The 15,115-nt window shown below is 54.4% G+C and carries 15 protein-coding genes and 1 pseudogene; 13 read left to right on the plus strand and 3 right to left on the minus strand.

Features of this window, described 5'->3' with window-relative positions; genetic code table 11:
• Positions 1-128 precede the first annotated feature (128 nt).
• On the plus strand, positions 129-1,256 hold the full coding sequence (gene dinB, locus OHL16_RS19280) for a DNA polymerase IV (protein ID WP_263368839.1): 1,128 nt from the start codon (positions 129-131) through the stop codon (positions 1,254-1,256).
• A gap of 111 nt (positions 1,257-1,367) precedes the next feature.
• Here dinB and OHL16_RS19285 read toward each other — a convergent pair whose 3' ends face one another.
• Complete coding sequence (locus OHL16_RS19285) at positions 1,368-2,252, minus strand: LysR family transcriptional regulator (RefSeq protein WP_263368840.1); 885 nt, start codon at positions 2,250-2,252, stop codon at positions 1,368-1,370.
• Positions 2,253-2,351: 99 nt separating this feature from the next.
• Between OHL16_RS19285 and OHL16_RS19290 the strand changes: the two genes are divergently transcribed.
• Positions 2,352-3,443 carry an aldo/keto reductase gene (locus OHL16_RS19290; protein ID WP_317891102.1) on the plus strand — a complete coding sequence of 364 codons (1,092 nt, stop codon included), beginning with the start codon at positions 2,352-2,354 and terminating at the stop codon, positions 3,441-3,443.
• Positions 3,444-3,485: 42 nt separating this feature from the next.
• On the opposite strand, the pseudogene OHL16_RS19295 reads toward OHL16_RS19290, so the two are convergent.
• Positions 3,486-3,638, minus strand: a pseudogene (locus OHL16_RS19295) (IS630 family transposase); the annotation flags it as partial.
• Between the two features lie 513 nt (positions 3,639-4,151).
• On the opposite strand from OHL16_RS19295, the gene OHL16_RS19300 reads away from it, so the two are divergent.
• The 7 genes from OHL16_RS19300 to OHL16_RS19330 all read left to right on the plus strand — a co-directional run bounded on the left by OHL16_RS19300 (position 4,152) and on the right by OHL16_RS19330 (position 10,402).
• A complete protein-coding gene (locus tag OHL16_RS19300; RefSeq protein ID WP_263368841.1) occupies positions 4,152-5,069 on the plus strand; it encodes an NADP-dependent oxidoreductase in 918 nt (305 codons plus the stop codon).
• A 786-nt stretch (positions 5,070-5,855) separates the two neighbouring features.
• Complete coding sequence (locus OHL16_RS19305; RefSeq protein WP_263368842.1) at positions 5,856-6,419, plus strand: cytochrome P460 family protein; 564 nt, start codon at positions 5,856-5,858, stop codon at positions 6,417-6,419.
• Positions 6,420-6,471: 52 nt separating this feature from the next.
• Entirely contained in the window at positions 6,472-7,074 is a 603-nt protein-coding gene (locus OHL16_RS19310; protein ID WP_263368843.1) for a cytochrome P460 family protein, read from the plus strand.
• 95 nt (positions 7,075-7,169) lie between these two features.
• Positions 7,170-7,742, plus strand: coding sequence for a cytochrome P460 family protein (locus OHL16_RS19315; protein WP_263368844.1), 573 nt, complete (start codon positions 7,170-7,172; stop codon positions 7,740-7,742).
• 167 nt (positions 7,743-7,909) lie between these two features.
• Entirely contained in the window at positions 7,910-8,803 is an 894-nt protein-coding gene (locus tag OHL16_RS19320) for an alpha/beta fold hydrolase (RefSeq protein WP_263368845.1), read from the plus strand.
• Positions 8,804-9,209: 406 nt separating this feature from the next.
• Complete coding sequence (locus tag OHL16_RS19325) at positions 9,210-10,106, plus strand: AraC family transcriptional regulator (protein ID WP_396127231.1); 897 nt, start codon at positions 9,210-9,212, stop codon at positions 10,104-10,106.
• A 56-nt stretch (positions 10,107-10,162) separates the two neighbouring features.
• Entirely contained in the window at positions 10,163-10,402 is a 240-nt protein-coding gene (locus tag OHL16_RS19330) for a hypothetical protein (protein ID WP_263368847.1), read from the plus strand.
• Between the two features lie 72 nt (positions 10,403-10,474).
• Here OHL16_RS19330 and OHL16_RS19335 read toward each other — a convergent pair whose 3' ends face one another.
• Positions 10,475-11,011, minus strand: coding sequence for a carboxymuconolactone decarboxylase family protein (locus OHL16_RS19335; protein ID WP_263368848.1), 537 nt, complete (start codon positions 11,009-11,011; stop codon positions 10,475-10,477).
• A gap of 633 nt (positions 11,012-11,644) precedes the next feature.
• Between OHL16_RS19335 and OHL16_RS19340 the strand changes: the two genes are divergently transcribed.
• The 4 genes from OHL16_RS19340 to OHL16_RS19355 all read left to right on the plus strand — a co-directional run bounded on the left by OHL16_RS19340 (position 11,645) and on the right by OHL16_RS19355 (position 14,686).
• Positions 11,645-12,454 carry an isocitrate lyase/PEP mutase family protein gene (locus OHL16_RS19340; RefSeq protein ID WP_263368849.1) on the plus strand — a complete coding sequence of 270 codons (810 nt, stop codon included), beginning with the start codon at positions 11,645-11,647 and terminating at the stop codon, positions 12,452-12,454.
• Between the two features lie 228 nt (positions 12,455-12,682).
• Positions 12,683-13,162, plus strand: coding sequence for a hypothetical protein (locus OHL16_RS19345; protein WP_263368850.1), 480 nt, complete (start codon positions 12,683-12,685; stop codon positions 13,160-13,162).
• 168 nt (positions 13,163-13,330) lie between these two features.
• Positions 13,331-13,729: a cupin domain-containing protein gene (locus OHL16_RS19350; RefSeq protein ID WP_263368851.1), complete on the plus strand. Its 399-nt coding sequence runs from the start codon at positions 13,331-13,333 to the stop codon at positions 13,727-13,729.
• 42 nt (positions 13,730-13,771) lie between these two features.
• Positions 13,772-14,686 carry an NAD-dependent epimerase/dehydratase family protein gene (locus OHL16_RS19355; protein WP_263368852.1) on the plus strand — a complete coding sequence of 305 codons (915 nt, stop codon included), beginning with the start codon at positions 13,772-13,774 and terminating at the stop codon, positions 14,684-14,686.
• Positions 14,687-15,115 lie beyond the last annotated feature (429 nt).

Consider the following 15,115-nt stretch of genomic DNA (forward strand, 5'->3'; position numbering starts at 1 on the left):
TTTGGGTTCCTGAAACCCCAAGACAAGGTCGATCTCCGAAACTGCGCATTCATCGGCATTCCCGAGTGGGACGCATTCGCGGATCATTTCTCCATCTGTCCAGACTGCAATGAGCGTAATGAAGTGTCATGAGCGTGCCGATCTCAACCTCGGCGAACCCTGTCGCGAGTTCTGCCCAGCTTCGCAAGATTGTTCACGTTGATATGGACGCGTTCTATGCCTCCGTCGAACAGAGAGACGATCCGACGCTTCGCGGTAAACCGGTTGTTGTAGCTTGGCCAGGCAAACGTTCCGTCGTCTGTGCCGCATCCTACGAAGCCCGACGTTTTGGAGTGCGTTCGGCGCTTCCGGCTTTGACTGCAGAACGTCTGTGCCCGGAGGCAACCTTCGTCAAACCGGACTTCGTTCGCTACAAGGCGGTCTCTCTCGCTGTGCGTGAGATCTTCCAGCGTCATACCGATTTGATTGAACCGCTGTCTCTCGACGAAGCCTATCTGGACGTGACCCAGAACAAGATGCAACTCCCGACAGCGACGCGCGTCGCGAAGATGATCCGTGAGCAGATACGCGAGGAGTTGAACCTCACGGCCTCCGCCGGCGTAGCGCCGAACAAATTCCTGGCGAAGATCGCTTCCGATTGGAAGAAGCCGAACGGCCTGTTTGTCATTCAGCCGCACGAAGTACAGAGCTTTCTTCTCCCGCTGCCGGTGGGTCGCATTCCCGGAGTGGGACAAGTCACGGAGAGCCGCATGAAGGCAGTCGGAATTGCAACGGTCGGCGATCTCTATACGCTGGAGTTGTCCACCCTTGAAAGTCACTTCGGAAGCTATGGCCTGCGCCTCTATCAACTCGCCCGCGGTATCGACCACAATCCCGTCGTGCCGAACCGAGTCAGCAAGTCCATCTCAGCCGAAGATACCTTTCGCGAAGACGTTCCGCTAGCGGAGACTGAGTTACAGATTCGTCACCTAGCTGAGAAAGTTTGGAAATCCTCGCATGGCAATGCGCGGGCTGCGAAGACGGTGGTTCTGAAGCTCAAGACGAAAGAGTTTAGTAGTCTCACACGAAGTCTCACGCTTCCGGCTCCGCCCACATCGTGCGACGAGCTTACAGGTATCGCACTCGCTCTACGCGAACGGGTTGAGATGGGGCCGAAACAGTTGTTCCGTTTGGTGGGGGTCGGCCTCAGCAACTTTCAAGCCGCCGAGGAGCGAGCTTCGCCTCTATTTGATGAGGAGCCTGTCGAAGAGCTATGAGCAAGCAGGATTTTAATGCGCGATTCGATTCCGACTCAAATGTGTCTAATTCGCTAGCGTGATGCGCGTTTTCGGTACTAATCGATCTAGCAGAAGGAGAACGAGCGAGGTTCAATCCGAAAGTCGAAGCGTGTTGATCAGGGCGGCAAGAGCAGCAGGCTGATTCCGACGGCTTGGATAGTAAAGAAAATAGCCGGGGAAGGTTGGACACCAGTCCCTCAGGACCTGGACCAAGCGCCCTTTTGCGATCATCTCCGATAGAGGTTGTTCCACTGTCGTTGCGATACCTACACCGTTCAACACTGCTTGGACAACCAAGTCTGGATCGTCGAACGTCACTGGACCCTGCGGATTGACGGTTAGTGCCTTACGGCCTTTCTCAAACTCCCATCGGTAGATGCCACTGCTAAAGCGAAAGCCTATGCAGGCATGATCTTTCAGATCTCGAGGCGTTCGGGGAATCTTGCGGGTCTTGAAATATTCCGGCGAGCCGACAACTGCGAGGCGCAGGTCCTTGCTGACACGGACTGCGATCATGTCACGTTGGATGAACTCACCGATCTGCACGCCAGCATCGTACTCTCCGGCTACGAGATCGACCGGGTCATTCGAGGACGTGACCTCCAAGACGATTTCAGGGTAGGTGCGTGCAAGCCGGGCCAATTTCGGTAGAAGCACCATATACGTGGCTGTTCGCGGAATGATCAGACGAATCCGGCCTGTCGGACTCTTTCTTCGTTTTCGTGCTTCGGCCAACGATCGCTCGATACGTTCCAGAGCGGGGGTGAGATCTTGAAGGAGTGCGGTACCGGCGGCTGTGGGTGATACGCTTCGCGTCGTTCGGGCGAGGAGCTGGAGACCTAACCTCTTTTCCAAGCCTCGCATGGAATGGCTGAGTGCGGATTGAGAGATACCAAGCCGGGCGGCGGCGCGGGTAAAGCTTCGTTCTTCAGCAACAACCGCGAATGCGGCAAGTTCGCCAAGACCATTCTTCATGATTCATGAATTTCACTCATAACTGCATCCGATACCAATGGTCTAGTCTCATAAACGATTCGAGCCTAGGCATAAGTTCAGTCACGGCGGCTCCATCGCGTGGCGACGGAAGCGTCTTCCAACGTGGGTTCGATCGGTATAGACGGTGCTGGCAGCCGAGCACGGACAGTCGGCACGATTTCGGAAAGGACAACAATGCAAAAACGCATATTAGGAAAGACCGGACTTGAGGTATCAACGTTGGGCTTTGGCTGCATGGGGTTGAGCTTCGGCCTTGGTCCAGCGACGGAGAAAGAAGAAGCTATCAAGGTAATTCGCGCTGCGGTAGAGGGTGGTGTCACCTTTTTCGATACGGCCGAGGTCTATGGTCCTCTGGTGAATGAAGAACTGGTCGGCGAAGCTCTAGCACCGTTTCGTGGTCAGGTTGTGATCGCGACCAAGTTTGGCTTCAAGGCCAATCCAGCCGACGGCGGCAAGTGGAATGCCCTCGACAGCCGCCCCGAGCACATCAAGGAGGTGGCCGAGGCATCGCTCAAGCGTTTGAAAGTCGATGCTCTGGATCTCTTCTATCAGCATCGCGTTGACCTGGAAGTTCCAATCGAAGACGTTGCCGGCGCGGTAAAGGAACTTATCCGGAAAGGCAAGGTCAAGCACTTTGGTATGTCCGAGGCGGGTGCGAAGACGAGCCGCCGTGCCCATGCAGTTCAACCCGTCGCCGCACTCCAGAGCGAGTATTCCCTGTGGTGGCGAGAACCGGAGAAGGAAATTCTGCCAACGCTGGAGGAACTTGGGATTGGCTTTGTTCCGTTCAGCCCACTGGGCAAAGGTTTCCTTACCGGCGCGATTAATGAGAGCACAACTTTCCCAGGCAACGACATTCGGAACAGCGTTCCACGTTTCAATGCCGAAGCGCGCAAGGCGAACAAGCAGGTGGTTGACACTCTAGGCAAGATCGCGGAGTCGAAGAAAGCGACGCGGGCACAGATTGCCCTGGCATGGTTGCTCGCGCAGAAGCCGTGGATTGTGCCGATCCCAGGCACGACCAAGCTTCATCGTCTGGAAGAGAACCTCGGAGCGACGGATGTGGAACTCTCTGCAGAGAATCTCAAGGAGATCGAGAGCGCTTTTTCCGGCATTGAGGTCCAGGGGGAGCGATATCCAGAAGCGCTGCAAAGACTGGTCGGTCGATAAACCTTGGCGTAAAAAGGGGTGTCCTCATGAGGACACCCCTTTTTATACGGAGGATGGTTTGGCAGCGATGGAGCGGCTTTCGGAAGCTGACTTGGTCCAGACAAAGGGTTTGGGGTCATTGTTATGCTCTTTGATGTAACGGGTGATGGCGTTTTGGAGGTCGGAGACGGACTTGAAGGCACCGCGGCGGATATCGACGTATTGAAGAAGACTAAAAGACGGCCTCGTCATTCGGAGTGATCTGAGTGGCAGATCGAAGCATGTCGAGTATTTTCTCTCCGATTCGCTGGGCTTCGCCGTATTGCATCTGATCAGCGCAGCAGGGAGCATCTACCCTACGGAACCAACACGCCAGATTAGCTACCTCTCTCCGAAGCCAAGGGGGTTTGTATCGAGGTCGTATCCTGATGAGCGTACGGCCAATATCCTCGATCACAGCTGTTCTTCGAACTTGCTTCTATTCGGTGTGATCTCTCGATGTGCTAGAAATCTTCCGAGTCTGGAAGAATGGCTGCGGCTTTGATTCTAAAGAGAAGGCGCGGAATCCTAACTGATGAAAAGTGCAGGTAAACAGTTAGGAAGATAGCTTACATTTCCAGTAAAGAGACAAATTACCGAGGAGACAATTCCTATGAAACTAACATGGCACGGCAACAAAGGATGGAGCGGCTACCTTGCAGGCAAGAACTCGACACAGGGAGGTGACCGATGAAGGCGATCGTGGTGACTGATCAGGCTGCGGGAACGGCCGGGGTGAAGCTGGTGGAGCGGCCCGAGCCGCAGGCAGCGATAAACGACGTCGTTGTTCAGATTCATGCGTCGGGATTCACCGGGGATGAGCTGTCGTGGCCCTCGACCTGGACCGATCGCCTCGGCCGTGACCGGACGCCTTCAATCCCCGGACACGAGCTGGCCGGAGTGGTCACCGCTCTCGGCTATGGCACGACGGGGCTGTCGATTGGACAGCGGGTGTTCGGCCTCACGGACTGGTATCGCGACGGCACGCTGGCGGAGTATGTGGCCGTCGAGGCACGCAACCTTGCGCCGCTGCCGGGCGACGTTGACTTCACGGCGGGCGCGGCCCTCGTGATGCCGGGCCTGACCGCGTGGCAGGGGCTATTCGAGCACGGCCGCCTTCAGGCGGGGCAGAGCGTCCTCGTGCACGGTGCGGCCGGCATAGTCGGTTCGATGGCGACGCAGCTCGCACGTGAGTTCGGCGCGCACGTCATCGCCACCGGCCGCGCGGCCGGCCGTCAGACGGCTCTCGACTTCGGCGCGCAGGAGTTCGTCGACCTCGACAACGACGCCCTGGAAGACGTCGGCGAAGTCGATCTGGTGTTCGATGTCATCGGCGGCGACATCGCGAAGCGGTCTGCGGGCGTGATTCGCGCCGGGGGAACGCTGGTGACCATCACCGGCCCGACCGAGGCGCGGCCCGCCGACGGCCTGGCGGTCGACTTTGTTGTCGTGTCCGATCGCGCCCAACTGAGTGAGATCGTCCGGCGGGTGCGCGACGGACGGCTGCGGACGAACATCGGCAACGTCTCGACCCTCGACGACGCCGTCGCCGCCTTCAATCGGACCGAGCGACGCAAGGGGAAGACGATCATCCGCGTTCGTCCGTGAGGACTCGGGGATTGCCCAACGCCCACGCCGTATACTTTCCATAGCTTCGCGAATGGTGCTTGAGCATCGACGATGCTTAAGCACCGCGCTTCAGTGGGCCCAGCCGAGCTTCAGTGGGCAGCACCCTCATTCAGGAAACGCCAGGTGTCCGCCAATCCTATTCTTGTGTTGCGCTCCGGCGGCCACTGCTTATCGGTGATATGTAAGACACACAACATGTCTACTGTTCGCCTCTATCTATGGCTGCCTTTCTCGGCTGGCTCGAATCCCTGCGCTAAAGCAGCCGAAATTCAGGGCGGTGTCTACCCGGGGACATGTTGATCTGCTAATTGGCCCCGGAATTCCCTTCATTGTGGAGTTTAAAATTCAGACCCCCCTAGAAAAAGTGATCATTCTGTGCGTTACCGCACAGACAACTCCATCGCGTTCTTTTTATCTTATGCCCCAAATATGTAAAACGTGGCCCGACGCGATCGTGGCGACGGATCAGGCCGCGGGAACGGCCAGGATGAAGCTTGGTGGAGCGGCCCGAGCCGCAGGGTTCGGGCGAGAACTACGGCGATGTCGTTGTTCAGGTTCATGCGTCGGGATTCACGGGGATGAGCTGTCGTGTCCCTCGACCATCTCTTTTACTTAGTTCGTGAATTCTCCCCTATACTTGCTGCACTTTAATCCCCATCTCTCATCGGATTCCGCCGTGTATCGTGCGTACTCGGAGGAAGTCACCAAAACTCCACGACGAGATTGTAGCAACGACGTTTTGCAAGGTCTAAAAGGAGGAACACCATGATGGACTTTCGCTTGGCGATGGTCTCTCTGATGTTTGTCGCACTGACCACCGCCCATTTACAAACGGAACCGCAGAGCAAAAGTACGTTCAACGGATTTGATCTTGTCGATAAGGCTGGCAATATCGGCAAGCCCAAGGACTTCCGAGACAGGTATCCGACCCTTGGAACTTACACGGTCCTCGATCCAAAAGGAAATCAGATGCACATCACGTACTCTTCGCCTGGCGCAGCTGAATACTATCGCAAGAACGGCAAGTTCGCTGACGGCACAGTTTTGGTGAAGGAGGTCTTCGGAACTGAACATGCCCAGATGACAACCGGAGATGCGAATTGGGCTTCGGGAACAAAAGTGTGGTTCGTCATGGTGAAGGACGAAAAAGGGCACTTCCCCGGTAACCCTCTTTGGGGCAATGGTTGGGGCTGGGCTCTTTATAAATCTGATGCGCCAGACAAGCAAGTGGCCACCGACTTCAAGAAGGACTGCTTAGGTTGCCACATCCCCGCTAAAGGCACGGACTGGATCTACGTCCAAGGATATCCAGTTCTAGGCGCAAAGTAACAGGGCTTCTCGCTCCGCATGATGTTGAGCGTAAACCGAAAGGAAAACGGCAATGAAGAAATACCTGATCGTACTCGCTGTGAGTGTTTTGATCGCCGGATATACCGCCTTTGTTCGTGGAAAGGTATTTGCTCACCAAGCGCCACAACAATCAAGCGCGGAGTTTACTTCCGACGGCAAGCTCAAACTGCCCGTCGGATTTCGCAAATGGGTCTTCGTTGGTGCTCCCCTGACGCCGAATGCGCTTAATGGCGGAGCGGCCAATTTTCCGGAATTCCATCATGTATACGTTGAGGCAAAGAATCTTGATGCTTATATGAAGACAGGCACATTTCCCGAAGGCACGGTATTTGTGAAAGAACTGACACGCGTACTCAATCCGACCTTCCCTGACGGTTCGCGAACTGAGCCCTCCGGAAGAGGCTTCTTCAACGGCGAACTCAATGGTATCGACGCAACTGTAAAGGACAGCAAGCGCTTTGCCAAAACTAACAACTGGGGATTTTTCACATTCGGACATCATCCCATGCCTTATGCGGAGACGGCAGCAGAATCTTCAGTCTCTGAGTGTGCATGGTGCCACATTGCTAATGTCGCCAAGACCGACATGACCTGGGTCCAGTTTTACCCAATACTTCGCGACAAAGTGAAGTGAAACACTGCAGTGTGCGGAACGCCCGTGGGTCGATCGGACGGGAAGACCTCAATTCTGCGAAGGCAAGGATAAAGGGTGGATAAGTCATGACTGCTATGGCGAAGTTAGCAATCGCAGCACTATTGATCACGACCATTGCCGCGGATCCACAGCCAGACAAAAAGGGTGGGGCGGCATTTACGAAAGATGGGGATTTAGTTCTGCCGACCGGCTATCGGTCCTGGGTCTTTATAGGAGGGCCAATCACGCCCAATGGCCTCAATGACGGCAAGGCACAGTTCCCCGAGTTCCACAGTGTCTACGTCCAAAAGGAGAACTTTCAGTATTACCAGAAGAACGGTAAATTCCCCGACGGAACCGTAATGGTGAAGGAGCTATCACTGGTGCAAACCGGCGGCCACGCGGACGGATCCTTGGACTCGGCATCAGGGCGAGGTTATTTCCAGAGTTCGCTAAGCGGTCTTGATGTGATGGTGAAAGACGCTAAACGCTTTGGCAATACAAACGACTGGGGGTTCTTCACATTCGGTCATCATGCCCCACCGTACGAACCTGTGGCCAAAGAGCGTTCGAGCAAAGAATGCGCCTCTTGTCATATTGCGTTTGTTTCCAAAACGGATATGGTCTGGGTCCAGTATTACCCACTACTTAAGGCGAACATCGAGTGAGTTCTTCAGCGAAAGCTCGTCTCCGGCGCTCTTGATTGGAACGGACGACTGAAGGCGGGTTGCTTAAGCTTTGTATAGGTCGAGACCTAAACATTTCTGTAGGGAGTCGCGTGTTATCGCGGCTTATTCTCTTGAAGGTGCGATTCACGCGCCGAAGGAGAGTTTGGATGTCGAACACAATCAGGCCGACCGTTTTCTATCGCACGCTTAACGTGGAGGGGCTGGAAATCTTCTATCGCGAAGCCGGTCCCCGGGATGCTCCCACCGTTTTGCTCTTGCACGGCTTTCCGTCGTCTTCTCATATGTTCCGCAATCTGATTCCCATGCTTGCGGATAAATATCATGTCATTGCCCCAGACTTCCCTGGATATGGCGAAAGCTCAGCACCGTCGGTCAAAGATTTCGACTATTCCTTCGAGCGGTTCGCGACTGTGACCGAAAAGTTCACCGAAAAGCTGAATCTTTCTTCATATGCGCTATACCTCTCGGACATAGGTGCATCGGTTGGCTTCCATTTAGCTGTCATGCATCCCGAACGCGTGACCGCTATGATCATCCAAAACGCGGACGCCCATGTTGAAGCCATAAATAAGGAGTTCTTAAAAACGGGATTATCTGACTATTGGGAAGATCGGACCGAAAAGAACACTCAAGTTCTACTCGACTGGCTTCTGACGATTGAAGGAACCAAATGGCATTATCTGCATGGTGTCAGCGATCCGTCGAAGATCAGCCCTGACAATTGGGTGATCGACCAGGCTTATCAGGACCGACCGGGAAACAAGGATATTCAACTTTCACTCCTCTTCAACGCAAAAAGGAATCTGGATGCCTATGCCGTTTGGCAGGAGTATTTCCGTAAACAACAGCCCCCCACGCTGATCACTTGGGGCAAAAACGATGGAATCTTTACGGTCGAGGGCGCTGAGCTATATAAACGAGAGCTTCCCAACGCAGAGCTCCATCTTCTTGACACGGGCCACTTCGCGTTGGAAGAAGAAGTGGATCGGATTGGATCGTTGATGCGTGAGTTTCTCGGCCGAACAATAAACAAGAAATAAGTATTGAAAGGGCGTTGCCAAGAGATCTCTTTTGATTTCGGGTCCTCTCCATTGGATATGCAATGGAAGGACCCGGAATCGAAAGTTAGACCTTTGACGAAGGCGACCTTGGGTGTGTCTGCCGAAAAGAACGGACCTTTTCGTCCAACCCGTAACCTCCTCTTGTCTTCGATCTAGAGGGTTGGAGGCGCTGGTATGCGGCCGCCCTCGCTGGCCCAGTCCGGAGCGACTGATTGCGCAATCGCTGTGCATGTTGTACGACCCATCCAAGATCGAGAGCGTTGAATTGAAGATTGAACCTATAGTCCGCATATCCCAAACTGACCTCAACAGTCTCATGAGCACGTTGGAGGTCAACGTAGTAGCACTATCGGAGTGCCTTGTAAGCCGCGGCAGCCGACTAGAAATGGGTGCGGCTACCGTCACCGGACTGCATTACAACCTCAAAGGCTTCGGCAAAATGTTCGTCCCTGGATTTCCGCCGATTGAACTCAAGCCCCATACGCTCATCATTCTTCCCGCGAATATGCCGTTCCGAATCGAGACATCGGCCTTCCCCGGAAAGTCGATGCTGCCTCCCGATCCAAACCGGTTCAGCACGGAATCGTCCGGCCCAATTCGCCGTTTTGTCGCTGGGGATAGCGAGCCTGAAGTAGTTCTGATCTGCGGATTCTTTAATGCGTTCTACGGATCATCAACCGATGTGTTTTCTTCTCTGAGCGAGCCTATTGTGGAGCAATTCGACGAAACCGACCGGCTTGATGGAACTCTCAAACTCGCTATCTCAGAGTTGATCAAAGAGGAAGTAGGTTCCGCCGCGATGAGTGCCGCCGTGCTCAAGCAGGTCATTATCAATATCCTTCGCCGATCCCTGACCTCCGTGAATCTTTGGGTTGAACGATTTGCAATGCTTAGTGATCCGCAGATATGTAGAGCATTTGCAGAGATGGCTGCGCATCCCGGGTCGAATCATACAGTTGTTTCGCTTGCGGACACGGCATGTCTGAGTCGCTCCAGCTTTATGGCCCGTTTTGCGGAGATTGTAGGCGAGTCTCCGATGACCATCCTCCGTCATCTGCGTATGAGACAGGCCGGCAAACAGTTGGCCTCCAGCCAGATGTCGGTCGATCAGATCGCTCGTTCTGCCGGCTATGACAGTAGGAGCAGCTTTATCAAGGCATTCCGAAAGTCCTTCGAATGCGATCCGACTGAGTATCGCATCCAGGCGAAAACCGATGCCTTCTTGAAACGGCCGTCCAGCCAGTGTCTTGCTACGACGTCGAAAGCGGAAGCAGACGAGTAGCTCATTCCCGATCATCTTGCGGAGAACTCGATACAAAAGTCACGTTGCAAGCCGTTTTGAATATTGCATCCACTGAACCCCAAGATCATGTCTACAAGATCACCGTGCCGGCACTTTACGTTGTCAACGAAGGCAACCCCTTCAATGTCGCCCCAGATGTCCATCGCAAAGTCCTCGATCGCATGGGGGAAGAACGCCGAATTCGAGTTGATCAATCGCGTGCCCAGTGGAGATCGCGGGAACGGTTGGCGGTTGGCGTGGGGTATCAGATCGGCTGGTTGAAGAAGATTCTCTAGTCAGAGCCCCAAAAGCAAAGGCCCTGAAGTTCAACTTTAGGGCCTTCGCGCTTTCGCGTGTGTTCCGGGCTGTCACATGCCAGATACGTCGGGAATGTCGATCTCGACGTCAGCCATATTGTTCAAAAAGTTGGTCAGGGTGTACCGGGCCGCCAATGCTGTGAGTTCGACGATCTGCCCATCGGAATACCCGGCTGCCCGGACCGCCGCGAGATCAGCATCGCTCACCTTTCCATGTGTGTCGATGATTCGTTTTGCGAATGCAGCAGCAGCCGCTCTCTTCGGATCACTGGACTTTCCTTCGAGATTGAGTGTGATCTCGTCGGGCGCTGTTTGAGAATTGGCACGAGTGATGAAGCAGTGGGTGGCAACGCAGTAATTGCAACCGTTGGCCCTCGAAACAGCCAGCGCGACCGCTTCTTGCGTCTTCGAGTCGAGTGCATGCGACATCGCGGTCTGGAGACCAACGAAAGCCTGCAAGGCACTCGGGCTCAAGGAGAGCAACCGAAGTCCATTTGGAAGGAATCCCAAACGCTGTTGCATTGCGTCGAGAATTTCGTGGGTTTCGGCGGGAGCCTGCTCTCGCGTGGGAAGTTCGATTCGTGCCATGGCTCGGAAATCTCCTGTGAGGTCAATGTATGGCGCTAAGAGCTCGCCATATGTAGCCTAGAAACCCACGAGGGACCTGGAGTCCGTGTGTTGCGTCCTAAAGTCTTCTTCGGTCCTCACTGATCCGCCTCAGGATCGATTAGCTTCGAATCGACGACCGCGCAGCTTCCCGAGGTTGGAGCCTTCCATCGCTCCAGATAAGTTGAGATCGGTTCAACATGGATAATTTCTGGTTGCGCAACAAACCTCCAGGCCCCGCCGGTGCCCTCTTTCTATAGAACACATCAGGTTGTGAAGAGAAGACCTAAAGAAAAAGTCAGGCACTAGGCTGACAACATTGACGGTGTATCGCGTTGGCATAAATCGAACAATACGATGGACGCCGTGACACACAAACCGGACTTTCGGGTGAATCCCTTCGATAGGTTGGAAGTGCCGTGAGGGATCACGACACACCAGCTATCGCATGACTGCCCTGAACCCTCAATTCGTTGCCGACAATCCCGAGACGAAAGCTCGGAACCCGAAGATTTCAAGAAGGCTACGTTCGAGATTTCGAAGACCACACCAGCGGGCACCTTGGTCAGCAGTCGAAGAGCTCTTCCCGATCAACCTGAAAGGGCGAATATACCCATGCCTAAGACTCAAGCATTTAGGGCACTTCATTCAAAAGCGGATCAACCTTTGCTCCTTCCGAATGTCTGGGATGTTGGAGGAGCCAGGCTTGCTGAGTTACTCGGAGCGAAGGCCGTCGCAACGACAAGCGCGGGTGTGGCCTGGTCCTTGGGCTATCCCGATGGCAACAAGTTGCCGCTCGAGCGACAGGCCCAACTGGCAAGCGATTTGGTCAAGGCTGTAAAGGTGCCGGTGTCCATCGATATGGAAGCAGGCTACTCAGACGATCCCGAACTCGTTAGCGAAAATCTCAAACGCGTCCTGGATGCTGGCATCGCAGGCATCAACATCGAGGACGGCACAGGCGCGCCAAGCCTGTTGGCGAAAAAGATCGAAGCGATCAAGCGAGCCGCATCAGCGATGAAGGTAGATGTCTTTGTCAACGCACGAACCGACGTCTATCTCCAAAATTTGGTCCCTGACGAAAACAAGGCCGAAGAGACTCTTGCGCGAGCGGTCCTCTATAGCGACGCGGGAGCTGATGGTCTCTTTGTCCCGGCGTTGACCGAATTGACGCAGATCGCCCAGATCACCGTCGGAACAAAGCTTCCCGTAAACCTTCTCGCGTGGCCTGGTCTTCCCAAGGCGGCTGATCTCGCCAAGCTTGGAGTCCGACGCCTCAGCGCGGGCTCGGGCATATCGCAGATCGCTTGGCATAGAATCGTAAAACTTACGGAGGCGTTTCTCGCTACTGGAGATTCGGAGCTCTTTGCGAAAGACTCAATGGCGCATGGCGAGCTCCAAAAGTTATTTGCCAACACAAAGTGAACTCGATGTCCGAACAGGAAAGAAACGTGCTGTGAATCTAGCTCAACTAGCGATCATAAGTGCAACGCCGCCCTTGGTCACAGCCTTGGCTCATGGAGCTGAGTGTCAAATCGCACCAGGTCTAGAAACAGAAGTGATCGTCAAAGAGAAATGCATGGAGGTGATTCAATGCCAGAAAATGTAGCGTCACAACAACAAAGCGCAAAACATCTCGCCGCACGAGCCGTAATGGCATATCGTGCAGGCCTTCCGGTCACGCTGCTTTCGGTTACTAGTAGTAGCGAGCGCCCCAGCGGTATCGTATGCGACTGGAAGAGCCAGCGAGACTCGTTCCAGAATGACGCGAAACTGCTAGGCAGAGCCTTCGCCTTCGTCTACGTCGGATCGATCGTGGACCAGGCTATCAGTGACCCGATTTCGGATGATTTGCGCAAAGAGGTTATATCCGACATGTCGAGTGCGCTTGACGTGCGGCAGACTGCGGTCGATTGGGGCGTCGCCAAAGCAGTGGCAGACACCAATCCCTTTGCGCATGCCGGGTACAAGTTGGCCTCGCGGCTTCTGCGGATGGATCAACCGTTGATCGAATCTCTCGCTCGCGAGTTGACGTCCCAAGGCACGATTGAAGGCGACGCTCTGAGGAAGTGGTTGGACGCCAATGCGAGCGCGCTCAATTTCGATGAATTGGAAACAAGCACAACGTACTGAAAACAACGTTGGCCAAGGTGCGGTGATGCCTACGAAAACATCTGTGCGAACGAGCAGTCGCTCAAAGAAAAAACCAACTCGTGCCTAAAGTTAGCACGACACGACGGTGCCATAGAGCAGTTTCGTTGGTTTGAGAACACCTCGTCCCGCTTTCTAGAAAGGCAATGTGTGAAAAAATTACTCGTCATCCTCGCCCTATGTCTGTTGGGCCAGACTGCTCACGGTGAAAAGGTAGTCTCACTTCAACAGAAGGATTTGACCGATATATCGGGCAAAGAAGGCCTGATGGTCACAGTCGAGATCGCTCCCGGTGAGAGCGTTCCGAAGCATCGTCACAATTCCGATGTGTTCGTCTATGTCCTTTCCGGGCCGATCGTGACACAGGTTCAGGGACAGTCTGCAAAGACACTGCACGCAGGCGAGACGTTTTTTGAGGCTCCTGCCGATATCCACCTCGACAGCAGGAATCCAAGCAACACTGTGCCAACACGACTACTCGTGTTCTTCGTTAAGGATAAGGGAGTCCCGCCCACCGTCTATCTCGAACCGCATAGTTCATCCCACTGAAGCGATTCACCACCATCTCGAATCATCCCATCAGGAGCAAGCATGAAGGTTTTTATCGCAGGCGCAAGCGGAGCAGTCGGTATTCCGATTGTCAAAGAGTTGAGCAAGCAAGGCCACGAGGTGGCCGCAATGACTCGTTCGGAGCGTGGCATACAACAGCTGCAAACACTTGGCGCTAAGGTAATGTCGATCGACGCCTTCGATTACAAGCAGATCAAGGACGCGCTTCAACAGGTCGCTCCTGAGGCAGTGATCGATATGCTGACGTTCCTGCCGAAGAATTTGGCCGACATGCCTAAGGCTTTTCCCGGCGACCGCAAGCTTCGTCTTGAAGGTGGTGGTCATCTGTTTGCGGCGTCCGTTGCGAGCGGCGTGAGCCGATATCTTCAGCAGTCCTGCGGATTCTGGATCAAGCCGAAAAGTGGAGAATACCTCGGGACGGAAGACGATCCTTTCGAACTACAAGCGACGCCGAACATCGCAAGCGGTTCGGACATGTACCGTCAGGTTGAGGAGCGGGTATTCAGCGATCCGAAGATCGACGGTATCGCTCTTCGTTTCGGCTTCTTCTATGGTCCGGGCACCTGGTACACCGAGGACGGTAGTGCAGCGGAGATGGCGAGGCAGCAACATCTGCCCATTGTCGGCAAAGGATCAGCTGTCAATTCCTTCGTGCATGTGGATGATGCGGCGAAAGCCACTGTCTCAACACTGACAGTGGAACCAGGTGTGTACGACATTGTCGATGATGATCCGGTCGCGGTCTCGACCTGGCTGCCAGCGTTCGCAGCCTCTGTAGGTGCGCCACCGCCACCGCAGATTAGCGAGGAGGCGGGAGTCGCTGCAGCCGGTCCGGATGCAGCCTTTTACCACAACAACCTGAGCGGCGCCTCGAATGCGAAAGCAAAGAAGATCTTCGGCTTCGAGCCTCGTCCGCTGGAGTGGCTCAAGCGTTAGGGCAGTCGATGTTCTTTGGAGAGTTAGTCTGTGCCCGAAACTGCGGGGAAGACGATGGGCATTCTTGCTGTTTGGCTAAACAATTCTGCTCAAGATTTATTCCCACCTGAACGAGCAAATGGGCGTTCTGGTTGCATTCGGCATCGCATCGGCATAAGATAGTGACCCCTTATCCGCCAACGCAAATCCCGTATAGGAGATGTCATGCGGTGATATTCCACGATCCAAATGCCTCCTCTGCGGTGCAACTGTACGGAGCAATATGTAGGGCTAGTAAAAGGAGGAACATAAGATGCTCATTCGGACAGTAATTGCCGTAGTCATAGTCGCCACCATGGCCGGTTACCCGCAGGTTGCGCCAAAAGGTCAAACTTCCTTCAACGGATTTTCGTTGGTCGATACCCTGTTCTGAGTTCGAAGTAAGTGGAA

This window comes from Edaphobacter bradus, assembly GCF_025685645.1.
In the GTDB taxonomy this organism is placed as follows: Bacteria; Acidobacteriota; Terriglobia; order Terriglobales; family Acidobacteriaceae; genus Edaphobacter; species Edaphobacter bradus.

Coding starts and splice junctions, on each gene's coding strand:
- OHL16_RS19325 (WP_396127231.1), top strand. CDS start 9,210: ATGGGTGCGGCTACCGTCACCGGACTGCATTACAACCTCAAAGGCTTC.
- OHL16_RS19285 (WP_263368840.1), bottom strand. CDS start 2,252: ATGAAGAATGGTCTTGGCGAACTTGCCGCATTCGCGGTTGTTGCTGAA.
- OHL16_RS19340 (WP_263368849.1), top strand. CDS start 11,645: ATGCCTAAGACTCAAGCATTTAGGGCACTTCATTCAAAAGCGGATCAA.
- OHL16_RS19315 (WP_263368844.1), top strand. CDS start 7,170: ATGGCGAAGTTAGCAATCGCAGCACTATTGATCACGACCATTGCCGCG.
- OHL16_RS19310 (WP_263368843.1), top strand. CDS start 6,472: ATGAAGAAATACCTGATCGTACTCGCTGTGAGTGTTTTGATCGCCGGA.
- OHL16_RS19345 (WP_263368850.1), top strand. CDS start 12,683: ATGGCATATCGTGCAGGCCTTCCGGTCACGCTGCTTTCGGTTACTAGT.
- OHL16_RS19320 (WP_263368845.1), top strand. CDS start 7,910: ATGTCGAACACAATCAGGCCGACCGTTTTCTATCGCACGCTTAACGTG.
- dinB (WP_263368839.1), top strand. CDS start 129: ATGAGCGTGCCGATCTCAACCTCGGCGAACCCTGTCGCGAGTTCTGCC.
- OHL16_RS19355 (WP_263368852.1), top strand. CDS start 13,772: ATGAAGGTTTTTATCGCAGGCGCAAGCGGAGCAGTCGGTATTCCGATT.
- OHL16_RS19335 (WP_263368848.1), bottom strand. CDS start 11,011: ATGGCACGAATCGAACTTCCCACGCGAGAGCAGGCTCCCGCCGAAACC.
- OHL16_RS19305 (WP_263368842.1), top strand. CDS start 5,856: ATGATGGACTTTCGCTTGGCGATGGTCTCTCTGATGTTTGTCGCACTG.
- OHL16_RS19300 (WP_263368841.1), top strand. CDS start 4,152: ATGAAGGCGATCGTGGTGACTGATCAGGCTGCGGGAACGGCCGGGGTG.